General features: G+C 66.3%; 18 protein-coding genes and 1 riboswitch. Of the genes, 3 read left to right on the top strand and 15 right to left on the bottom strand.

Going from position 1 to position 21456, the window contains the following annotated elements:
• Positions 1 to 20 precede the first annotated feature (20 nt).
• From cysW to AC1DVA_RS03495, 10 genes are all read right to left on the bottom strand, one after another.
• Positions 21 to 899, bottom strand: a complete 879-nt coding sequence (gene cysW / locus AC1DVA_RS03540) for a sulfate ABC transporter permease subunit CysW (RefSeq protein ID WP_476804989.1) — start codon at positions 897 to 899, stop codon at positions 21 to 23.
• Entirely contained in the window at positions 892 to 1785 is an 894-nt protein-coding gene (gene cysT / locus AC1DVA_RS03535; protein ID WP_476804988.1) for a sulfate ABC transporter permease subunit CysT, read from the bottom strand. Before cysT ends, cysW begins: the two co-directional genes overlap by 8 nt.
• Positions 1786 to 1792: 7 nt before the next feature.
• Complete coding sequence (locus AC1DVA_RS03530; protein WP_265053514.1) at positions 1793 to 2833, bottom strand: sulfate ABC transporter substrate-binding protein; 1041 nt, start codon at positions 2831 to 2833, stop codon at positions 1793 to 1795.
• Positions 2834 to 3030: 197 nt separating this feature from the next.
• Positions 3031 to 4488 carry a siroheme synthase CysG gene (gene cysG, locus AC1DVA_RS03525; protein ID WP_476804987.1) on the bottom strand — a complete coding sequence of 486 codons (1458 nt, stop codon included), beginning with the start codon at positions 4486 to 4488 and terminating at the stop codon, positions 3031 to 3033.
• Positions 4485 to 4664, bottom strand: a complete 180-nt coding sequence (locus AC1DVA_RS03520; protein ID WP_265053512.1) for a hypothetical protein — start codon at positions 4662 to 4664, stop codon at positions 4485 to 4487. The genes cysG and AC1DVA_RS03520 overlap by 4 nt, the downstream gene beginning before the upstream one ends.
• A gap of 71 nt (positions 4665 to 4735) precedes the next feature.
• Positions 4736 to 5260: a DUF934 domain-containing protein gene (locus AC1DVA_RS03515; protein ID WP_476804986.1), complete on the bottom strand. Its 525-nt coding sequence runs from the start codon at positions 5258 to 5260 to the stop codon at positions 4736 to 4738.
• The gene (locus tag AC1DVA_RS03510; protein WP_476804985.1) at positions 5247 to 6917 is read right to left on the bottom strand and encodes a nitrite/sulfite reductase; all 1671 of its coding nucleotides are present in this window, start codon (positions 6915 to 6917) and stop codon (positions 5247 to 5249) included. The genes AC1DVA_RS03515 and AC1DVA_RS03510 overlap by 14 nt, the downstream gene beginning before the upstream one ends.
• A 3-nt stretch (positions 6918 to 6920) precedes the next feature.
• Complete coding sequence (locus tag AC1DVA_RS03505) at positions 6921 to 7277, bottom strand: DUF2849 domain-containing protein (RefSeq protein WP_476804984.1); 357 nt, start codon at positions 7275 to 7277, stop codon at positions 6921 to 6923.
• A 330-nt stretch (positions 7278 to 7607) separates the two neighbouring features.
• Complete coding sequence (locus AC1DVA_RS03500) at positions 7608 to 8582, bottom strand: Gfo/Idh/MocA family protein (RefSeq protein WP_476804983.1); 975 nt, start codon at positions 8580 to 8582, stop codon at positions 7608 to 7610.
• Positions 8583 to 8670: 88 nt separating this feature from the next.
• Positions 8671 to 10005 (bottom strand): O-antigen ligase family protein, encoded by a 1335-nt coding sequence (locus AC1DVA_RS03495; protein WP_476804982.1) that lies wholly within the window; start codon positions 10003 to 10005, stop codon positions 8671 to 8673.
• 198 nt (positions 10006 to 10203) lie between these two features.
• Here AC1DVA_RS03495 and AC1DVA_RS03490 point away from each other — a divergent pair, with 198 nt between their 5' ends.
• The 3 genes from AC1DVA_RS03490 to AC1DVA_RS03480 all read left to right on the top strand — a co-directional run bounded on the left by AC1DVA_RS03490 (position 10204) and on the right by AC1DVA_RS03480 (position 16090).
• On the top strand, positions 10204 to 11427 hold the full coding sequence (locus AC1DVA_RS03490) for a sensor domain-containing diguanylate cyclase (RefSeq protein ID WP_476804981.1): 1224 nt from the start codon (positions 10204 to 10206) through the stop codon (positions 11425 to 11427).
• 147 nt (positions 11428 to 11574) lie between these two features.
• A riboswitch (cobalamin riboswitch) is annotated at positions 11575 to 11774 on the top strand.
• Positions 11775 to 11894: 120 nt separating this feature from the next.
• Positions 11895 to 14822 (top strand): ribonucleoside-diphosphate reductase subunit alpha, encoded by a 2928-nt coding sequence (locus AC1DVA_RS03485; protein WP_476804980.1) that lies wholly within the window; start codon positions 11895 to 11897, stop codon positions 14820 to 14822.
• A 140-nt stretch (positions 14823 to 14962) separates the two neighbouring features.
• Positions 14963 to 16090 carry a ribonucleotide-diphosphate reductase subunit beta gene (locus tag AC1DVA_RS03480; protein ID WP_476804979.1) on the top strand — a complete coding sequence of 376 codons (1128 nt, stop codon included), beginning with the start codon at positions 14963 to 14965 and terminating at the stop codon, positions 16088 to 16090.
• Positions 16091 to 16274: 184 nt separating this feature from the next.
• Here the strand turns inward: AC1DVA_RS03480 and AC1DVA_RS03475 are convergent, their stop codons facing one another.
• From AC1DVA_RS03475 to tmk, 5 genes are all read right to left on the bottom strand, one after another.
• Positions 16275 to 17078: an MBL fold metallo-hydrolase gene (locus AC1DVA_RS03475; protein WP_476804978.1), complete on the bottom strand. Its 804-nt coding sequence runs from the start codon at positions 17076 to 17078 to the stop codon at positions 16275 to 16277.
• A 9-nt stretch (positions 17079 to 17087) separates the two neighbouring features.
• The gene (locus AC1DVA_RS03470) at positions 17088 to 17888 is read right to left on the bottom strand and encodes a TatD family hydrolase (protein WP_476804977.1); all 801 of its coding nucleotides are present in this window, start codon (positions 17886 to 17888) and stop codon (positions 17088 to 17090) included.
• A gap of 256 nt (positions 17889 to 18144) precedes the next feature.
• Positions 18145 to 19713: a methionine--tRNA ligase gene (gene metG, locus AC1DVA_RS03465; protein WP_476804976.1), complete on the bottom strand. Its 1569-nt coding sequence runs from the start codon at positions 19711 to 19713 to the stop codon at positions 18145 to 18147.
• Positions 19714 to 19734: 21 nt separating this feature from the next.
• Complete coding sequence (locus tag AC1DVA_RS03460) at positions 19735 to 20805, bottom strand: DNA polymerase III subunit delta' (protein ID WP_476804975.1); 1071 nt, start codon at positions 20803 to 20805, stop codon at positions 19735 to 19737.
• Complete coding sequence (gene tmk, locus AC1DVA_RS03455) at positions 20805 to 21455, bottom strand: dTMP kinase (RefSeq protein ID WP_476804974.1); 651 nt, start codon at positions 21453 to 21455, stop codon at positions 20805 to 20807. The genes AC1DVA_RS03460 and tmk overlap by 1 nt, the downstream gene beginning before the upstream one ends.
• Position 21456: the final 1 nt, after the last annotated feature.

The raw sequence follows: 21456 nt of genomic DNA, 5'->3' as shown, positions 1-21456 counted from the left end.
AGAAGTCCTTCGTCTGTGGGTCAGTGATGGCGGCTGGCGGCGATCACATCGCCGTAGTGCCATTCCAGCAAGCTCTTGAGCACGAGGGTGACGAGGGCGAGCCCCGCCAGCAGCGAGGCCACCGCGAAGGCGGCCGCGCCCATGTACTCGTTGTAGAGAATCTCGATGTGCAGCGGCATGGTGTTGGTCAGGCCGCGGATCTTGCCGGAGACGACGGCGACGGCGCCGAATTCACCCATCGCACGGGCGTTGCAGAGCAGAACGCCGTAGAACAGGCTCCACTTCACGTTCGGCAGCGTCACCGAGAAGAAGACGCGCCAGGGCGAGGCACCAAGCGTCAGCGCCGCTTCCTCGTCGGCAGAGCCGAGCGACTGCATATGCGGGATCAGTTCGCGAGCCACGAAGGGGAAGGTGACGAAGACCGTCGCCAGGATCAGCCCCGGCAACGCGAAGACGATCTTGAGATCGTTGGCTTGCAGCCACGGTCCGAAATAACCTTGCGCCCCGAAGAGCAGCACGAAGACGAGGCCGGAGATCACCGGCGAGACCGAGAAGGGCAGGTCGATCAGGCTGATCAGCAGATTCTTGCCGCGGAACTCGAACTTGGCGACCGCCCAGGCCGCCGCGATGCCGACGACGATATTGAACGGGACCGCGATCGCCGCGACGAGCAGCGTCAGCCGGATCGCCGCCAATGCGTCGGGCTCGATGATCGCGGCGCGATAAGCCGCCCAGCCCTTGGCACCGGCCTCGACGAAGACGGTGACGAGCGGCAGCAGCAGGAACAGCAGCAGGAAGGCGAGCGAGATCGCGATCAGGGCGATCTGCACACCCAAGCTTTCGCCGTGCGCCCTGCGGGTGGCTGGCCTGGCGGCCGAGGGCAGCGTCGCGTCAGACATCGCCGAACCTCCGGCGGGCGCGGGCCTGGATCAGGTTGCCCGCAAGGATCAGCGCAAACGAGATCAGCAACATCATCGTCGCCACCACGGCCGCGCCGGCATAGTCGAACTGTTCGAGCCGGATCACGATCAGCAGCGGAGCGATCTCCGAGACCATCGGGACGTTGCCGGCGATGAAGATCACCGAGCCGTATTCGCCGACGGCCCGCGCGAAGGCGAGAACGAAACCGGTCATAAGTGCCGGCAGGACCGGCGGCAGGATCACCCGAAAGATCGTCCGGAAACGGCTGGCGCCGAGCAGTGCCGCGGCTTCCTCGACATCGCTTTGCAGCTCTTCCAGCACAGGCTGCACGGTGCGCACGACGAAGGGCAGGCCGATGAAGATCAGAGCTACCATCACGCCGAGGGGCGTATAGGCGACCTTGCCGTCGAAGCCGAAGGAGAGATCGGTGAAGGGGATGGTGACGCGGAAGGCGAGCGGCGCCAGCAGCGAGCCGACCCAACCGTTCGGCGCGTAGATCGCCGCGAGCGAGATACCGGCCACCGCCGTCGGCAAGGCGAAGGGCAGGTCCACCGCCGCATCGATCAAGCGCCGGCCGGGAAACTCGTAACGCACCAGCACCCAGGCCAGGATCAGCCCGAACACGGCGTTGACCAGCGCGGCGAACAGCGCTCCGGTGAAGGAGAGCCGGAGCGCGGCCAGCGTGCGCGGCGAGGTGGCCACCGCCCAGATGTCGGCGGGGCCGGCGCTGGCCGCCTTCAGGAACAGAGCGGCCAGCGGTATCAGAACGATCAGCGACAGCGCCGTCACCGTGATGCCGAGCGCCAGCCCGAAGCCGGGCAGGATGCTGGGCTCGCGCCAGCGGAAGGGCGTCGTCGCCGCCATCATGGGGTCAACGAGCCGGCTTGTAGAGCTGGTCGAAGGTGCCGCCATCGCCGAAATGGGTGGGCTGCGCCTTTGCCCATCCGCCGAAGGCCCCATCGATCGTCACGAGTTCGACCTTCGGGAAATTGGCGACGTCCTTCGCATCGGCCGCTTCGGGGTTGCGCGGGCGATAGAAGTTCCGGGCGATGATCGCCTGCGCCTTCGGCGTGTAGAGGAAATCGAGATAGGCCTGCGCCGGCTCGCGGGTCTTCTTGGCGTCGACATTGGCGTCGACGAGCGAAACCGGCGGCTCCGCGAGGATCGACAGGCTGGGGACGACGATGTCGAACTTGTCGGCGCCGAATTCCTTCAGCGCCAGGAAGGCCTCGTTCTCCCAGGACAGGAAGACGTCTCCGATGCCGCGCTGGGTGAAGGTGGTGGTGGCGCCGCGCGCGCCGGTGTCGAGCACGGGGACATTGGCGAGGAGCTTGCCGATGTAATCGCGCACCTTCGCGTCGTCCTTGTTGAACGCCTTCTCGGCATAGGCCCAGGCGGCAAGGTAGTTCCAGCGCGCCCCGCCCGAGGTCTTCGGGTTCGGCGTAATGATCTGCACGCCCGGCTTCACCAGATCGCCCCAGTCCTTGATCGCCTTCGGGTTGCCCTTGCGGACGAGGAAGACGATCGTCGAGGTGTAGGGCGAGGAGTTGTGCGGCAGGCGCTTTTGCCAGTCGAGCGGCAGCTTCTTCGAGCGCTCGGCGATGGCGTCGATGTCGCCGGCCAGCGCCAGCGTCACCACGTCGGCGTTGAGGCCATCGATGACGGTGCGGGCCTGGGCGCCCGAGCCGCCATGCGACTGGCGGATCGTGCTGATCTTTTTATCGGGATTCTTGGCGTTCCATTCTTCGAGGAATGCCGCGTTGAGGTCGCGATAGAGCTCGCGGGTCGGATCGTAGGACACGTTCAGGAGTTCGGTCTGGGCGCGCGCGCCGGCGACGACGCCGAAGCAGAGCGTGAACGCTCCCAGAACCAGCCCGGCCCTAAGAAGGCGGCGAAATACGGGTCGCGTCATGTCAGGGCTCCGTTGTGTGCACGACGAAGTCGCAAGGGCGATCTTCTATCCGTTCTGAATAACAAACGAAACGTACTGAATTTACGGCCTATTCTCAATGATTTAGGGCAGTATGGCCCTTCCAAATTGAAGCGCTGGAAGAGAAAACGCATCTACCGCGATGGCGTTCCCGCCGTCGCCCAAACCATCGGCGGCTCTCAGGCCCGGCGGCGATCCTCGGCTGGATTCGCCACGGCCAGAAGCGAACCGAAGGCATGGCCGAGCAGGACAAGGACCGGCCCGCTGGCCGGCAGTTCCGAGAGCTTTTCCGGCAGGGTCGCGATGGTCGCGGCGATACGCGCCTCGTCGGGCCGCGTCGCCGACAGCACGGCGACGGCCGGCGTCTGCGGATCGAGCCCAGCAGCAATCGCGCGCTCACGGAAGCCGGGCAGGGTGGCGCGGGCCATGTAGATCACCGTGGAGGCGGCCGGGTCGGCCATCGAGCGCCAGTCCAGATCCTCAGGCAGCTCGCCCTTGCGCGAATGGCCGGTGACGAATTGCAGGCGCCTTGCATGGTCGCGATGGGTCAGCGACAGCCCGAGCGAGGCGGCCGCGCCCTGCGCAGCCGAGATGCCGGGCACGATCGCGACCGGGATGCCGGCGGCATGGCACGCATCGATCTCCTCGCCGGCGCGGCCGAAGATGCCGGGGTCGCCGCCTTTCAGCCGCACCACATGCTTGCCTGAGGCGGCGAGCGAGACGATCAGCGCGTTGATGTCGCCCTGTTTCACCGAGGGGCCGTAGCCGGTCTTGCCGACGAGCATGCGCTTGGCCTCGCGCCGCGCCAGTTCGAGCACGCCGGGCGAGACGAGGTCGTCATAGAGGATGATGTCGGCGCTCTGGAGCGCGCGGATCGCCTTCAGCGTCAGCAGTTCCGGATCGCCGGGGCCGGCGCCGACCAGCGTGACGCGGCCCTTGCCGTCATGCACCGCCTCGATCTGCGCGAGCCGTGCGAAAAGCTCCGCTTCGTCCTGCGGGCCGGGCTTGCGCTCGGGCTCGGCCATCGCCCTGGCAGCGAAGAGCTCCCAGAAGGCGCGGCGGAGCGTGAAGGGTAGTTCGCGGGCCTGGACCGCCGGGCGCCAATCGGCCGCAGCCTGTGCCCAGTTCTTGAGGCCGGCCGGGAGCAGTGCCTCGATCTTGGTGCGGATCGCCTGGCCGAAGACCGGGGCGGCACCGTCCGTCGAGACGGCGACGATCAGCGGCGAGCGGTTGACCAGCGCACCGAAGGCGAAATCGCAGTAGTCCGGCTTGTCGACGATGTTGACCGGCACGCCGGCCTGCCGCGCGGCGGCGACGAAGGCGCGGATCGCGTCGGAATCATCGAGATCGGCAACGGCGAGCGCCGCTCCATCGAGATCGCTGGCCCGCCAGCCCCGGCCGTGGACATGCACGCGGTTATTGATTTCGCTATTCGACAGATCGGCGAACAGCGCCGTCTCGCTTTCGGCGAAGACATGCAGCTCGGCGCCCGCGGCAGCGAGCAGCTCGGCCTTCCACACCGCGCCTTCGGTCGCGCCGGCCAGAACGACCTTGCGCCCGTCCAGCTTGTGGAAGAGCGGCAGCGTGGCCAGCGGCTCGATTCGCCCCGGGGTCGTCGTCGGCTGTCTTTCGGTCATCGCGTCGTCGCCACGGCCTTCTCGTTCGTCGCGCCGGGCTCGCCCCCCGCCGGTGGCGTCAATAGCCACAGCGCGGCCAGTGCCAGGATGATAAGGCGAAAGCAAAGATCGAACCAGCGCCCGCGCGCCTCGGTCGCCGGCCGTGCCGGAAGCAGTGCCTCGATCTCCGCGTGCATGCTGTCCTCCGCGATATTGATGGGGCTCGCCCGGCCTGTGTCGCCGCGCCTGCTTGTGGTCGATGCCGTGCTCATTCGGCCGCGATCCCGGATGCGGCCCGCGCCGCCTTGCGACGGTCGAGAATATTGCGCTCGGCGCCGTCATAGCCGCGCTGATAAGTGGCGCTGAAGGATTCGCGCGCGTGCAGCCATTGCGGAACCGGCTGGCGCGCCGCGCTCGCCTCCGGCAGCTCGATCGTGTCGAAACCGCTGGACAGGGCATAGGCGAACTGATCGGCGATCAGCGGGCCATTGGCGCGGATTTCGCCCTCGAAGCCGGCACGGCGGACCTGCCGGGCGAGGCTGAAACCGCGCCCGTCCGAATAGGCCGGGAAGGCGATGGCAACGAGTGCGAGCCGCGCCAGGAAGGGCGCGAGTTCGGCGAACGGGACGGAGTTCGGCAGGATCACACCGATCTCCTGATCAGGAGTTTGCGCTGCAAGCGCTTCCGTCAGAGCCTCCCAAGGCACGAGCGCCGCCGGGATGTTGCCGATCGCGGCACCATCGCTGCGGGTCCAGCGATCGTCCCGGCTTCCATTGCGATCAAGCAGCGGCATGGGCGGTCTCCTGGAATGCTGTCTTGAATGGCCCGAGGCCGATGCGGCGGACGTTGTCGATGAAGCTCTCGCCGTCGGTGCGCTCCGCCAGATAGACGGAGACGATCCTCTCGATCGCGTCCGGCACGTCTTCAGCCGCGAGGYCCGGCCCCAGGATTTCGCCGATCGCGGCGTTCTCGGTGGCGTCGCCCCCGAGCGTGATCTGGTAGGATTCGATGCCGCGCTTTTCCAGGCCGAGAATGCCGATATGGCCGACATGGTGGTGGCCGCAGGCGTTGATGCAGCCGGAGATCTTGATGCCGAGTGGCCCGATCTCGCGTTGGCGGGCATCCTCGGCGAAACGCTGCTGGATCGCCTGAGCGATCGGGATCGAGCGGGCCGTCGCCAGCGCGCAGTAATCCAGGCCGGGGCAGGCGATGATGTCGGTGACGAGGCCGATATTGGCGGCGGCCAACCCGGCCTCGCCGAGCTTCTGCCAAATTGTCAGGAGATCGCGCTGGCGCACATGCGGCAGCACGAGGTTCTGCGCATGGGTGACGCGCAACTCGTCGAAGGAATAGCGCTCGGCCAGATCGGCGACGAGGCGCATCTGCTCGCTGGTCGCGTCTCCCGGCGCCTGGCCGAGCGGCTTCAGCGAGATCGTCAGCGCGGTGTAGCCCGCCAATTTGTGCGGCGTCGTATTGACCTCGACCCAGCGGGCGAAGGCCGGATTGGTCGCCTTGGCCGCTTCCAGCGTGTTGCTCACGGCCGGCAGCGTCTCGTAGGACGGCGGTGCGAAATAGGCGGCGATGCGCGCCAGCTCTTCGGGATCGGCATTGATCGACGGGCCGTCGAGCTGCGCGAACTCGGCCTCGACGCGGCGGGTGAATTCCTCTGCGCCGGTCTCGTGGACCAGGATCTTGACGCGCGCCTTGTACTTGTTGTCGCGCCGGCCTTCGAGATTGTAGACGCGCATGATCGCCTCGAGATAGGCGAGCAGGTCATTCTTCGGCAGGTAGTCGCGCACGACCTTGCCGATCATCGGCGTGCGGCCGAGCCCGCCGCCGACGCTGACCTCGTAGCAGACCTCATGCGTGTCCGGATGGCGCCGCAGGCGCAGCCCGATGTCGTGCGCCCTGGTCACGGCGCGGTCATGCTCGGCGCCGGTCGCCGCGATCTTGAACTTGCGCGGCAGGTAGCTGAACTCGGGATGGGCCGAGGACCATTGCCGGATCAATTCGGCGGTCGGGCGGGGGTCCTCGATCTCGTCCTGCGCCACGCCGGCGAAATGATCAGCCGTGACGTTGCGGATGCAATTCCCCGAGGTCTGGATGCAATGCATCTCGACATCGGCGAGCAGCCCGAGGATTTCCGGGATGTCGCGCAGCTTCGGCCAGTTGAACTGCAGGTTCTGGCGGGTGGTGAAATGGCCGTAGCCGCGGTCATAGCGCTCGCCGATCAGCGCGAGCTGGCGCAGCTGCCGGGAGTTCAGCGTGCCGTAGGGGACGGCGATCCGTAGCATATAGGCGTGAAGCTGGAGATAGACGCCATTCTTCAGCCGGAGCGGCTTGAACTCGTCCTCGGTCAGCGAGCCGTCGAGCCGGCGCGAGACCTGATCGGTGAACTGTGCCACCCGCTCCCGCACGAAACGCTCGTCGAATTCGTCATAACGATACATGGATCAGCCCTTCGGCCCGGAGGCGATGCCTTCACCGGCCTGCTTGCCGAGATCGGGTCGGTTGCTGGGGCCGAGCGTCTTGAAGCGCTCGCGAAAATGGCGTGGAATCGGGCGGCCGGTTTCGACCGCCACATCGACGAGATAGGCGTCGACGACCCTGTTTCCGCGAAGCTCTGCGGCGGCGAAGGCTTCGAGCCGGTCGGCTGCCGGGTCGTCGGCGGCGACGAGCGCCAGCGCCGGATCRCGCGTCCAGGCCAGAGCGTCGGCGCCGTCATTGCTCGCGAACACCACATCGCCGTCGAGCAGGTCGTTGGCGAGCAGGATCGCGGGCAGCGGCACGCGTTTCGTCGCGGCGGCCATTACGCGGCCTCCGGCAGAGTCAGCGTCAGCCCGTCGCGCGCCATGACCCGCCAGCCTTCTACGGCTTCCAGTGCATGACTCCGGCCCTGTCGATCGACGACGTTCAGAACTGCCACGATAACGCCCATCCCCGTTCGGTCTTCCGAACAGGATTTTACGCTACAGGCGGGGTATGGCTCAATTCACATCAGGTAGTCGGTTTTTTCGTATTATCGACGCTGTAGAGTAGAATTATCCTGAAGAAGGAGTTTTGGGCCGATCCGTCGCAAAATTTTGCCATCTCGGCAGCGTCCGGCACGAAGGGAGGGCGCCGCCCGGATCGACCTATCGTCAGGCGCTCTTCAGGATCGCCTCGACGATCTCCTGCACGTCCAGCGCCTCGCGCAACGTCGCCAGATGATGCGGCTCGCCACGCGTCAGTTTCGCGACGCCTTCGAGCTGGCGGCGCAGCGCCAGGGGGCGCGCTTCGTTCTGCGAGAGAGCCTCCGGATCGCGCTCCCAGGAGCCRTCGGCTAGACGCCGCTCGGCCTGCGACCAGTCGCAGAGGCGCACCGCGCCCTTGTCGCCTTCGAGCGTCCAGACGTTGTGGTCGTCCTTCGCCGTGGTGCCGACGCTGCCGGTGAGGGTGACGGGCAGCGCGCCTGCCGTCAGCGTCGCCTCGATGCGGCGCTCGCTCTTGCCGGGCTCGGGATAGACAGCCTTGCCAGCGAGGCCGGCGAAAGGCCCCGCGATACGACGTGTCAGGAACAGGAAATGCGAGACGACCTCGCGGGTGAAACCGCCCTGCACCCGCCCGTCGAGCCAGCCGGCCGCATCGGCCTGCCAGGAGCGCGGCCAGGTCGCGAAGGCGACCTCGATCGAGATGCGCCGGGGCGTGCCGACGACGCCCGAGGCGATCCATTCCTGCAGCCGTCCGACGGCCGGGGAGGAGGCGAAGGGGAAGTTCACGGCGCCTTGCTCCTTCGCTTCCGAGACGAAGGCGCGTGCATCGGCGAGATCGACCGCCAGCGGCTTCTCGCAGAACACGGCCTTGCCGGCGGCAAGCGCCACCCGGGCATGGGCGAGATGGGAGGTGGGCGGGGAGGCGATGTAGACGCAGTCGCTGGCGGCGATCAGGGCAGCGGCGTCGGGCTGGTGCGGGACCGCGGGCAGGGCGGTCGCGATCCGTTCCATGGCCGCGGAGGAGGGGTCCCAGATGCCGGAGACCTGCAGGGCCGCGGCCGGCTGGTCGAGCGCTGCGCGCAGCATGCGCTCGCCCATGATACCGGCGCCGATCAGGCCGAAGGAGATTGAGGTCTGGGGCATGGGAGGTCTCGAGCAGGCGGTTGATGGAATTGCCGCGCCCTGCATGGCATGCCGCGACGGTCGGACGGAAGCCGCTTTAGCTGCAGGATCAAGTCGGTGTCGCGACAGTGCGCATCCGCGCCGTCAGCGAAAGCCCCATCACCGCCAGCGCGAACAGCACCCAGAGCGGGTCGGCGCGATTGAGCAGGAACGCTTCCAGCATGCCTACATAGGTCATGAAGATCACGATCATGACGAAGAGATCGGCAAGCCTGCGATTGGCCGGCGCACGCCAACTCGCGAGATAGTTCAGCAGCGGCTTGCCCATGAGCAGATAGATCATCACCGCCGCACCCGGGACGCCGAAGGCCAACGCCGCGTCGAGATAGCTGTTGTGGCCGGAGCCGATGCCGCGCACATCCCAGCTTGCCTCGAAGTTCTCCTCGAGGCCGGTGACGATCGGCGTCTGCCAGAAGCTGGCGTAGCCGTAGCCGAGCCAGGGCCGCTCGGCGATGTGCCGGAGCGCGAATTTCCAGATCTCGTCGCGGCCAGTGAAGGTCGGATCGGAGATCAGCGCCGCACTGAGTGCGTGGAGCTGCGGCGAGATGACGGAGCCGACGGTCAGGGCGGCGATGGCCGCGACCAGGACGAGGTGCAGCAGGATCGTCAGGCCGGGCCGTCCGGTGATGCGGCTCAGGAATACGAGGCCGATCGTCAGCGGCAGGAAGCCCAGTGTCGTCTTGGAGCCGCTGTTGAGCACGAAGAGCACGCCGAGCGCCACGATCAGGCCGCCGCGCCAGCGCAACCCGCTGCGCCAGGCGTAGATGCCGAACATCGCCATGATCGAGAAAACCGGTGCCGCGAAGTTCTTGTGGCTGAGGTGGCCGCGCCAGTCGCCGGCATGGACGCCTTCGGCGCCTTCCGAGCTGTGGACGGCGAGATGCGGTGCGAGCAGTAGCGCCCCGTAGACCAGTGCCAGCAGCAAGAGGCAGGCATTGGCTGCGGCGGTCGCGAAGCTTCGTTCGTCGCGCGGCAGGACAAGCACGCCGGCAATGATGGTCATCACGATCGCCGCGAGCAGAAGTCCGCGCAAGGACGCGGTCGGATCGAGCGACTGGGCGGCTGAAAGCGCTGCGATGCCGAAGATGATCGCCCAACTGCCGCTGCCGAGCCGAGCCAGAACCRCCCGCTGCGTCAAGCTCAGCATCGCGACCAAAAATGCGAGGCCAAGGACGAAATAGCCGATCTGGTTGACGATATTGCCCGTGGATTCGCCTGGCGCAGTCGCCTCGGGCGGCCCGGCGAAGGGCTGGAGCGACATCATCAGCACGAACAGGCCGAAGCCGGCGAGGCCGTTGCCGAGCGCACCCGTTCCGGCAATACGCGCGGTTGAGCCGGATCGTGCCGGCTGGTTGGTGATCGAGCCCTGGACGCTCTCGCTCATGGCCGCTTCGCGTTGGACTGGACGACCTTGCTCCGGGGAGCCGGGCTGGCTGTCGACACCGTAGGCTCTGACATATTAAGGGCCTCTAACTCCGCCAGCCTGACGGCAAAAGCACCTGACGACGCTGCCGTTTACGTCTCTTTTACGCCGACGCGTTGAGCTTCGCGCCATAAGCATAAGATCGAATCGGGAGCAACCATGTCCGTCCCCGCCGCCGCGAGCGAGCAGGCCCGCCTGGACGAGCTGGCGCAGTATGACATCCTCGATACGCCGGGAGAGGAATCCTTCGACCGGATCACGCGCCTCGTTCGCCGCACATTGAAGGTGCCGATGGCGACCGTGACCTTCCTCGACGGCCACCGGCAGTGGTTCAAGTCGCGCGAGGGCTTGTCCGATTGCGAAGGAGATCGGCGTAGCGCGCTCTGCGATGTCACGATCCGCCGTGGCGAGCCGTTGATCGTGCCCGATACCCGTGCCGATCCGCGCTTCACCGACAACCCACTCGTCACCGGCGCGCCGCATCTGCGCTTCTATGCCGGCATACCGCTGCGAGGCGAGGGCGGTCACAATATCGGCACGCTCTGCGCCATGGACACCGCGCCCCGCGCCTTCAATGGAGAGGATGTTGCGATCCTCGCCGATCTCGCCGCGATCGTGATGGACGAGCTCCGGTTGCGTCTGCTGGTGTCCACCGATGTCCTGACCGGCGCACTCTCACGCCGCGCCTTCCGCAATGAAGCCGGCAAGGCGATCGCCCTCGCGCTGCGCCATCGCCATGAGACGAGCTGTATCGCCTTCGACCTCGACCACTTCAAGACGGTGAACGACACGCAGGGCCATGCCGGCGGGGACACCGTGCTGGCCGGCACCGTGGCCGCCTGCCGCGACCTGCTGCGCCAGAGCGACCTGATCGGGCGCCTAGGGGGCGAGGAATTCGCGATCCTGCTGCCGCATACGGGGCTGCAGGCCGCTCTCAGCGTCGCGCAGAAGCTGCGGGAAAGCATCGCCGCCCAGCGCTTCGAAGGCGTCGACGGGCCGTTCGCCGTGACCGCGAGCTTCGGCATCGCGGCGCTTTCAACTGCCGCATCGGACCTCGAAGCCGTGCTTCAGCAGGCTGACGAGGCGCTCTATGCCGCCAAGACCGCGGGTCGCAATCGCTGCATTGCGGCCCATGCAGGCGCTGCGAGCAGCTCGCCCTTCGGTCGGCGCGTGCTCAAGGCCGGCAGCATCGTGTTCAACGGTGGCCGCTCGGTGATAGACTGTACCGTCAAACGCCTTTCCGACGAGGGCGCCAGCCTTGCCGTGATCGATTCGGCCGGGGTGCCCAGCCGTTTCAAGCTCGCCATCGAAGCCGATAACTTCTCGCGTTTCGCGCATGTGGTCCGCAAGGCTGGCCCTGAGATCGACGTTCAGTTCGCCTGAGGTGGTTCAGATGGAGCGCCGGTGGCGTTGCGTGTGCGTGCGCGGCACTTCAGGGGTTCGACGGCAGCTGCTGAGCCATTCATCCCCGCTTTCCACAACGGCTTGTATCCAGCACATACGAGAATTGACGGATGAATGGAAATGACCGCTAAATGTAGTGGTCACGGTCTCTCGAATCGCAAGATCGAGAGCTAAGAGGGAAGCCGGTGCGAAGCCGGCGCTGCCCCCGCAACTGTCAGCGGTGAGTTCTCGTCCAGCGTTAAGTCACTGAGGTCGCAAGGCCTTGGGAAGACGGACGAGAACGACGACCCGCGAGCCAGGAGACCTGCCGCGACCCTAGTTAACGTCCTCGGGCGGGGTGTCCCGGTGGTGCGCTGGCAGGTCGCGGCCTCTCTTTGTCGCGCGCCCTTTCCACGCGTCCGCCTTGGCCTTTGCCCCCAACATCTTGATCTTGGGGTTTGGAGCCGATGTCTCTTTCCGTTGAAGCCGAACGGCCTGCGCCGGCGTCGTACAGTGCCGAAACCGTTTCGCAGCCGCGCGCCGCTGCGAGCGAGCCGGGCTTCCAGGTGATCCGCCGCAACGGCGCGGTCACGCCCTTCGACGCCTCCAAGATCGCGGTGGCCCTGACCAAGGCGTTCCTGGCTGTCGAGGGCTCGAGCGCCGCCGCCTCGCGCCGCATCCACGACATCGTCGCCGACCTCACCACGCAGATCGTCGCCGGCCTGACGCGCCGCGCCGATGCCGGGCGCACCTTCCATATCGAGGACGTGCAGGACCAGGTCGAACTCGCGCTGATGCGCTCCGAGCATCACAAGGTCGCCCGCGCCTATGTGCTTTATCGCGACGAGCGGACGCGGGAGCGGGCGAGGGCGCTGGCCGAGGCGAAGCCCGCCGCAGCCGCAGCCCCGTCGCTGCAGATGAAGCTCGCCGACGGCGTGCTGGTGCCGCTCGATGCCGGGCGATTGGCCAAGGTGGTGCGCGAAGCTTGCGCCGGGCTCGATGGCGTTTTGGCGGAACCGGTCCTCGCCGAGGCGCAGCGCAATCTCTACGACGGCATCTCGCTCGACGAGCTGGCGCTCGCCCCGATCCTGGCCGCGCGCACCCTGATCGAGTCCGAGCCGAACTATGCCCAGGTCTCGGCGCGGCTCCTGCTCGACAAGCTGCGGCGCGAGGCGCTGAGCTTCGTCCATGGCCATGCCGAACAGGCGACGCAGGCCGAAATGTCAGGGCGTTATGCCGACTACTTCCATGCCTATGTGAAGACCGGCATCGAGAACGAGCTGATCGATCCCGAACTCGGCCGTTTCGATCTCGCCCGCATCGCTACCGCTCTCAAGCCCGAGCGCGACCTGCATTTCGACTATCTCGGCTTCCAGACGCTTTACGACCGCTACTTCCTGCATGTCCGCGGGAACCGCTTCGAGCTGCCACAGGCCTTTTTCATGCGCGTCGCGATGGGCCTCGCCATCCGCGAGATCGATCGCGAGGCGCGGGCGATCGAGTTCTACGATCTGCTGTCGTCCTTCGATTTCATGGCCTCGACGCCGACGCTGTTCAATTCGGGCACGCTCCGCCCGCAGCTGTCCTCCTGCTTCCTGACCACCGTTGCCGACGATCTCGACGGCATCTTCAAGGCGGTGAAGGACAATGCGCTTCTGGCCAAGTATTCCGGCGGTCTCGGCAACGACTGGACGCCGGTGCGCGGATTGGGCGCCCATATCAAGGGCACCAATGGCGAGAGCCAGGGCATCGTGCCGTTCCTGAAGGTCGCCAACGACACGGCGATCGCGGTCAACCAGGGCGGCAAGCGAAAGGGCGCGGTCTGCGCCTATCTCGAGACCTGGCATGTCGACATCGAGGAGTTCCTCGATCTCCGCAAGAACACCGGCGATGACCGCCGCCGCACCCATGACATGAACACGGCGAACTGGATTCCCGACCTGTTCATGCAGCGCGTCGCGGCCGGCGGCCAGTGGACGCTGTTCTCGCCCGACGAGACGCCGGACCTGCACGACCTCTACGGCAAGCCGTTCAAGGCGGCCTATGAAGCCTATGAGGCCAAGGCCGACCGCGGCGAGCTCAAGGTGTTCAAGCGCGTGGCCGCGCTCGATCTCTGGCGCAAGATGCTGACCATGCTATTCGAGACCGGGCATCCCTGGATCACCTTCAAGGATGCCTGCAATCTGCGCTCGCCTCAGCAGCATGCCGGCGTCGTGCATTCGTCCAATCTCTGCACCGAGATCACGCTCAACACCTCGGCCGATGAGGTCGCGGTCTGCAATCTCGGCTCGGTCAACCTCTTTGCCCATGTGACGGCGGAGGGGCTCGACCAGGCCCGGTTGGCGAAGACGGTGAAGACCGCCATGCGGATGCTCGACAATGTCGTCGACATCAATTTCTACACGATCCCGGAGGCGCGCCGTTCCAACCTGCGCCATCGCCCGGTGGGCCTCGGCATCATGGGCTTCCAGGACTCGCTGCAGACCCTGCGCCTGCCGGCGGCTTCGGAAGGCGCGGTCGCCTTCGCCGACAGCTCCATGGAGGCTATCAGCTTCCATGCGATCTCGGCCTCGGTCGATCTCGCCGCCGAGCGCGGCCGCTATCCGAGCTTCGAGGGCTCGCTCTGGTCGAAGGGCATCCTGCCGATCGACTCGCTCGACATCCTCTCGGAAGCCCGCGACGGCGATGTCGAGCTCGACCGCTCGGCGACGCTGGACTGGGAGCCGCTGCGCGAGCGGGTGAAGACCATCGGCATGCGCAATTCGAACACGATGGCGATCGCGCCGACCGCGACGATCTCCAACATCGTCGGCGTCTCGCAGTCGATCGAGCCGTCCTACAGCCAGCTCTACGTCAAGGCCAACATGTCCGGCGACTTCACCGTGGTGAATGCCGGGCTCGTGCGCGACCTGAAGGCGAGGGGGCTTTGGGACGAGGTGATGGTCTCTGACCTGAAATACTATGACGGCAAGGTCAGCGGGATCGACCGCGTTCCGGACGACCTCAAGGCGCTCTACGCGACCTCCTTCGAGATCGAGACGAGCTGGCTCATCCGCGCCGCGGCGCGCCGGCAGAAATGGATCGACCAGGGCCAGTCGCTCAACCTCTACATGGCGCAGCCCTCGGGCCGGAAGCTCGACGAGGCTTATCGCTTGGCTTGGCGGCTCGGCCTGAAGACGACCTATTACCTGCGCGCGCTTTCGGCGACCCATGTCGAGAAGTCGACGCTGAAGGGGACGGACGGCAAGCTCAACGCGGTCTCGTCTGGCGTGCCGGTCGCAGCAAAGGCGCCTGTCGTGGCCGCGCCGATCCTGGTCGATATCCCGCTGGAGAACGGCATGGCCGTGCCCAACGCCTGCTCGATCGACGACCCGACCTGCGAAGCCTGCCAGTAACAACCGCCGTCATTCTCGGGCGAAGCGAAGCGCAGACCCGAGAATCTCGACCGGAGGAGGGCGCTGGACCCCTCCTTTGGCCGGAGATGCTCGGTCAGGCCCGAGCATGACGCCCTTCATTTCACGAACGGAATTTTCCCATGCTCGACTGGTCCGACACCAAGCCCGCGACCCCGGCCAACCCCGCCATCCTGACCAACCCGACACCCGCGGCCGACGCCACCGGGCTGGGCGCCATCGACCGCACCGGCGGGCGCGTCAGCGTCGACGAGAAGCGGATGATCAACTGCCGCGCCGACGTGAATCAACTCCTGCCGCTAAAGTACAAATGGGCTTGGGAGAAGTATCTCGCCGGCTGCAACAACCACTGGATGCCGACCGAGGTCTCGATGCAGGCCGATATCGCGCTGTGGAAGTCGAAGGACGGGCTGACCGAGGACGAGCGGCGCATGCTCAAGCGCAATCTTGGCTTCTTCGCGGCGTCCGAGAGCCTCGTCGCCAATAACATTGTGCTCGCGATCTATCGCCACCTGACCAACCCGGAATGCCGGCAATATCTGCTGCGCCAGGCCTTCGAGGAAGCGATCCACACGCACACCTTCCAGTACATCGTCGAGAGTCTCGGCCTCGACGAGGGCGAGCTGTTCAACATGTATCGCGAGGTGCCTTCGATCACCGACAAGGCGGCGTGGGCGCTGAAGCATACGCAGAGCATCGAGGACCCCGATTTCAGCACGGGGACACCCGAGAACGACCAGGCGCTGCTGCGCGACCTGATCACCTTCTACGCGATCTTCGAGGGCATGTGGTTCTACACCGGCTTCGCGCAGATCCTCTCGCTCGGCCGGCGCAACAAGATGGTCGGCATCGCCGAGCAGTATCAGTACATCCTGCGCGACGAGTCGATCCATCTGAACTTCGGCATCGACGTGATCAACCAGATCAAGATCGAGAACCCGCATCTCTGGACCAGGGCCTTCCAGGACGAGGTGCGCGGCATGATCCGCGATGCGGCCGAGCTGGAAGCCTCCTATGGCCGGGACACGATGCCGCGCGGCTTCCTCGGGCTGAATGCGGCGCTCTGCGAGCAGTACATGCACTTCATCGCCAACCGCCGTTGCGCCCAGCTCGGCCTCGCGCCCGTCTTCGGGGAGACCGAGAACCCGTTTCCGTGGATGTCCGAGGCGATGGATCTCAAGAAGGAGAAGAACTTCTTCGAGACCCGCGTCATCGAATATCAGAACGGCGGCGCGCTCAGCTGGGAGTGAGGGCAGGAGCTGGAGTTCTCCAGCTTGAAGACAATCTCCGTCAGCGGCCCGAAAGGCGGCTGACGGGGCTTGCCGGTAGTTATGACCCGGTACCGGACTGGTCAGCGCAGGGGGTAGCCTGGATTCGCATAAGACATATTATGGAACTATCTTGCTGCCCGGAGAAGCGGCTGGCTCCCTCGGCCTATGCCGCGGCCGTCACCGTCATTCCATCAAACGCCATATCGATATTGTCCGCCAAGCGACTGGACAGGCTCGCATAATCCAGATCGATGTGGAGGTTGGTCAGGATCGCGCGTCGCGGTTTCAGTGTCGCGATCGCCTCGAGTGACTGCTCCAGGTGGAAATGGCTCGGATGCGGCGTCTCGCGCAGGCAGTCGATAATGAGGACGTTGAGGCCAGCCATGGCTCCCATCGCGGCCGGCGGGATGAGGCTGACATCCGGCAGATAAGCCAGGTCGCCGAAGCGGAAGCCGAGCGCCTCGTAATTGGGCCCGTGCTCGACCCGGAACGGCAATGCCGTGATCGGCCCGCCGGCACCGTCGATGATCTGGCTTCGTCCGGCCGTGATCTGGTCGAGATCGAGGATCGGCGGATAATAGCTGCCGGCCGGCGTCTCGAAGAGATAGCCGAAGCGCGAACGCAGCGAGGCTTCCGTCGTCGTGTCCGCGTAGATTCGGATGCGCTGACGCGTATGCAGGACAAGGCCGCGCAGGTCGTCGATGCCGTGGGTGTGGTCGGCATGGTCATGCGTCATCAGCACGCCGTCGAGCGCCGGCACATCGGCCGAGAGAAGCTGCTCGCGCAGATCCGGCGATGTGTCGACGAGGACCCGCGTCGTGCCGTCCGGTCCTGAGCGCGTTACCAGGATCGAACAGCGGCGCCGGCGGTTCTTCGGATCGGCCGGGTCGCAGGCGCCCCAGCCGGAACCCGGCCGCGGCACGCCACCCGAAGAACCGCAACCGAGGATCGTCACCGTCAGCGTCATGGCGTGCGATCAGGCGACCTGCACGACGGGCGCGGCATGATCCATCTTCCAGTAGCAGCGGCGGGCATTTTCGCTGGTGATCCGGGCGATCTCGTCGAAGGAAACCCCGATGGTTTCCGCGAGAACCTTCGCTGTTTCAACCACATAGGACGGCTGGTTGCGTTTGCCTCTGAACGGGACAGGGGCCAGATAGGGCGCATCCGTTTCGACCAGCAGGCGCTCGCGCGGCACCATCCGGGCGATGCGGCGCAGATTCTCCGAGGTCTTGAAGGTGAGTATTCCCGAGAAGGAGACGTAGAGCCCGAGCTCGACACCGGCCATGGCGAGAGCCTCGCCGGCCGTGAAGCAATGCAGAATCGCAGGGAAGGCGCCCTTCCCCGTTTCCTCCCGCAGGATCGCGATCATGTCGTCGTCGGCCTCGCGCGAATGGATGACGAGCGGCAACTGCGTCATCCGTGCAGCCGCGATGTGAGTGCGAAGGCCTTGCGCCTGCGCCTCGCGCGGGCTCGAATCGTAGCGATAGTCGAGTCCGGCTTCACCGATGGCGACGCAGCGCGGATGGCGCGACAGCTCCGCGAGGCGCTCGGCCGTGACGTCGAGCTCCTCATGGGCGTTGTGGGGATGCGTGCCGACCGAGAACCAGACCGACGCGAACCGCTCGGCGATGGCGGCATAATCGGCGAAGCGCGCCACGCGTGTCGAGATCGTCACCATCCGCCCGACGCCCGCGGCTTCCGCCCGGCCGACATAGGCCGGCAGTTCCTCGGCGAAGTCCGGGAAGTCCAAATGGCAATGCGTGTCGATCAGCATCGAGAGCCTCTAACAAAATCCGGCGGGGTCTCGACGCCGGCAATTCGAACGCTCCGCCAGGAGCGGGGTGAAGCCGATACCATTGGTATCGGCAAGCGCCGCGACACGGCGGGCGGCCGAATTCCCGGCGCCGAAGGTGAGCTTTGGAGGGCCGCCTGCGGCGTCGGAACGACTTGCCGATACCGACGGGTATCGGCTGCGCGCTCCTCCTGGCATGCGACTCCTCCAAAGCTCATCGAGACCCCGCCGGGTTTTGTTAGAGGCTCTTGGCTGCCTGCCCGTCCTCGGGCTCGACATAGCGCGGGAAGATCGCGCTCGGCGCCGGCAGCGGCGTGCCGCTGGCAAGGCGGTGTCCGGCTCCGATCGACGCGAAGCTGCGTGCATCGGCCGCGACGCCGAGCAGGTCGAGCAGCTTGCCCGCCGCCTCCGGCATCACCGGCTGCACCAGGATCGCGACCTCGCGCAGCACCTCGATCGTGACGTAGAGCACGGTGTCGCGCCGCGCCGGATCGGTCTTGGTCAGGCGCCAGGGTTCGTTGGCGGCGAAATAGCGGTTCGCTTCCGCCACCACGGCCCAGAGATCGGCCAGCAGGCTATGAAGAGCGAAGTCCGTCATGGCCTCGCGCGCCTTCGCGAGCGCGCCATCGGCCATGGCGAGCATGGCTTCGTCGGGCTCGGTCAGCGTTCCGCATGGCGGCACCCCGCCCTCGCAGTTCTTCGCGATCATCGAAAGCGAGCGCTGCGCGAGGTTGCCGAGGTCGTTGGCGAGATCCGCATTGATCCGGCCGATGATCGCGTCGTGGCTATAGTTGCCGTCCTGGCCGAAGGAGACCTCGCGCAGGAAGAAATAGCGCAGCTGGTCGACGCCATAGGTCGCGGCGAGGTCGAAGGGATCGACGACGTTGCCGAGCGACTTCGACATCTTCGTGCCCTTGTTGAGCAGGAAGCCGTGGCCGAAGACGCGCTTCGGCAGCGGCAGCCCCGCCGACATCAGGAAAGCCGGCCAGTACACCGTGTGGAAGCGCACGATATCCTTGCCGATGATGTGTACGTCGGCCGGCCAGTAATGCGCGCGCGGGCTTTCCGGATCGGGGAAGCCCGTGCCGGTCAGGTAGTTGTTGAGCGCATCGACCCAGACATACATCACGTGCTTGGGATTGCCCGGCACGGCCAGGCCCCAGTCGAAGGTCGTGCGGCTGATCGAGAGATCCTCGAGCCCGCCCTTCACGAAGGAGACGATCTCGTTCTTGCGCGTCTCCGGCGAGATGAAGTCCGGGACGTCCTCGTAGAGCTTCAGCAGCCCGTCCTGATAGGAGGCGAGGCGGAAGAAATAGCTTTCCTCCTCGACCCACTCGACCGGAGTGCCCTGCCCGCCCAGCCGCGTGCCGTCGGGCTGGAGCGTCGTCTCCTCCTCGCCGTAGAAGGCCTCGTCGCGCACGGAGTACCAGCCGGAATACTTGGCGAGATAGATGTCGCCATTGGCCTCCATCCGCCGCCAGAGCTCGTCGGTCGAGACCTTGTGGTCGGGGTCCGTGGTCCTGATGAAGCGGTCGAAGGAGCAGCCGAGAGCCTGCTCCATCTCCTGGAAGCGCGCCGCGATCTTGTCGACGAATTCCTTCGGCGAAAGGCCGTTCTGCGCCGCCGTGCGCTGCACCTTCTGGCCGTGCTCGTCGGTGCCGGTCATGGCGAAGACGTCGTAGCCATCGAGCCGCTTGAAACGCGCGATCGCATCCGACGCCACCATCTCATAGGCGTGGCCGATATGCGGCGGCCCGTTGGTGTAGTGGATCGCGGTCGTCAGGTAGAATTTCGGGGCCGTGGCCATCATCTGTCCGAGAGCTTCGCTTCACGCTGCGCGCGAACGGGAAACCGCAGCCGACAGATCATGAAACAGGGTCATCACCAGCGGCCGGCGGTCGAGATTATAGGTCTCGACCTCGCGCGCCGCCTGGCCCAACTTGTCCCATACCTCCGCCAGTGGTGCAAGGCGCGCCGGTTGCGCTGCAGCATGCGCGTGGAGGTGGTCCGAGATCCAGCCCTGGACCGTCTCGATCATCACGGCGAAGTCGCGTTCGCCGGCCTTGCCGGCGACATCCTCCGCGAGGGCGAGCAGGGCCGGAATGTCGACCTGGGGCAGCGCGTCGAGCCTCGCCCTCACCGCTTCGACCAGCGCCAAAGTCTCGGGATCGACATAGGTCAGCGCCCGCCTGACCGAGCCTTCGGCGAGCTTCGCCGCGCGCAGCAGCGCCGAATCGTCGAAGGGCGACTCCATCCGCTCGAGCGCAAGACGGCCGGCCTCGATCACGCCCGCCTCTCCCAGCGGAGCGAAGCTCAGCAGCCGGCAGCGCGAGCGGATCGTCGGCAGCATCCGCCCCGGCGCATGCGCGACGATCAGGAAGAGCGCCCGCGGCGGCGGCTCCTCCAGCAGCTTTAGCAGCGCATTGGCGGCCGAGCGGTCCATGTCCTCGGCGGAATCGACGATGCAGACGCGCCAGCCGCCCTCGGCGGCACTGGCGCCGAAGCGGTCGATCACCCGCCGCACAGCATCGACGGGGATGTTGCTCGTATAGCTCTTGCCGTCGGGCTTCGGGATGCGCCGCAGCACATGCAGATCGGGATGCGATCGCGCCATGATGCGCCGCGTCGCCGGATCCGTTTCCGGCATGGCGAGATCGGTCTTGTCCGCGGCGCGAGCGGGAGGATCGCCGGCGGCGAGCATGAAGCGGGCGGCGCGATAGGCGAAGCTCGCCTTGCCGATGCCCTCCGGCCCGCCCAGCAGCCAGGCATGGTGCATGCGGCCCGATATGACGGCATCGAGGAAAGCCCGTTCCTGAGCCTCGTGGCCGATCAGGCCCAGCGTCTCGCGCGGATGCGGCGCAATCGGCAGCCGGTCGGGTTCGTCGCTGGTCTCTCGCATCACGCTTCCGCTTCGATGGGCAGGTGCCGACCTACGGCTTCCCATGCGGTTTCGGCAAGCTCTTCGGCCGGGAGCGTCGCATCCAGCACGACGCAGCGCTGTGGCTCCCTGTCGGCAATGTCGAGATAGGCTTGCCGGAGATTGCGATGGAAGGCGAGCGCCTCGCCTTCGAAGCGATCGACCGCCTCTCCCGGCCGACGACGCCTGGCGGCTCGGGCGAGGCCGATTTCGGGGTCGAGGTCCAGGATCAGTGTGAGATCGGGCATCAGCCCGGCGATGGTCACCGCTTCGAGCTCGGCCAGCAGCGTTGGATCGATCTTGCCGAGCGCGCCCTGATAGACGCGGGTCGAATCGATGAAGCGGTCGCAGATCACCCATTCGCCGCGATCCAGCGTCGGGCGGATCAGGCTGTCGATATGGTCGATCCGGGCTGCCGAGAACATCAGCGCTTCGGCGAAGGTGCCGTAGTCCTTGACCTGCCCTGCGAGGATCATCTCGCGAATGGCTTCCGCCTTCGGCGAGCCGCCGGGTTCGCGCGTCGTCCTGGCGGTGAAGCCGGCCTCGCCGAGGCGCGTGGCAAGCGCGCGCGCCAGCGTCGATTTGCCGGCACCCTCCCCGCCTTCGAGCGTGATGAAATATCCTCTGCTCACG

The sequence above is a fragment of the Allobosea sp. P4_C6 genome, assembly GCF_056402015.1.
This window is presented reverse-complemented; position numbering and strand designations above follow the sequence as displayed.

Coding starts and splice junctions, on each gene's coding strand:
- cysW (WP_476804989.1), bottom strand. CDS start 899: ATGTCTGACGCGACGCTGCCCTCGGCCGCCAGGCCAGCCACCCGCAGG.
- cysT (WP_476804988.1), bottom strand. CDS start 1,785: ATGGCGGCGACGACGCCCTTCCGCTGGCGCGAGCCCAGCATCCTGCCC.
- AC1DVA_RS03530 (WP_265053514.1), bottom strand. CDS start 2,833: ATGACGCGACCCGTATTTCGCCGCCTTCTTAGGGCCGGGCTGGTTCTG.
- cysG (WP_476804987.1), bottom strand. CDS start 4,488: ATGACCGAAAGACAGCCGACGACGACCCCGGGGCGAATCGAGCCGCTG.
- AC1DVA_RS03520 (WP_265053512.1), bottom strand. CDS start 4,664: ATGCACGCGGAGATCGAGGCACTGCTTCCGGCACGGCCGGCGACCGAG.
- AC1DVA_RS03515 (WP_476804986.1), bottom strand. CDS start 5,260: ATGCCGCTGCTTGATCGCAATGGAAGCCGGGACGATCGCTGGACCCGC.
- AC1DVA_RS03490 (WP_476804981.1), top strand. CDS start 10,204: ATGTCCGTCCCCGCCGCCGCGAGCGAGCAGGCCCGCCTGGACGAGCTG.
- AC1DVA_RS03485 (WP_476804980.1), top strand. CDS start 11,895: ATGTCTCTTTCCGTTGAAGCCGAACGGCCTGCGCCGGCGTCGTACAGT.
- AC1DVA_RS03480 (WP_476804979.1), top strand. CDS start 14,963: ATGCTCGACTGGTCCGACACCAAGCCCGCGACCCCGGCCAACCCCGCC.
- AC1DVA_RS03475 (WP_476804978.1), bottom strand. CDS start 17,078: ATGACGCTGACGGTGACGATCCTCGGTTGCGGTTCTTCGGGTGGCGTG.
- AC1DVA_RS03470 (WP_476804977.1), bottom strand. CDS start 17,888: ATGCTGATCGACACGCATTGCCATTTGGACTTCCCGGACTTCGCCGAG.
- metG (WP_476804976.1), bottom strand. CDS start 19,713: ATGGCCACGGCCCCGAAATTCTACCTGACGACCGCGATCCACTACACC.
- AC1DVA_RS03460 (WP_476804975.1), bottom strand. CDS start 20,805: ATGCGAGAGACCAGCGACGAACCCGACCGGCTGCCGATTGCGCCGCAT.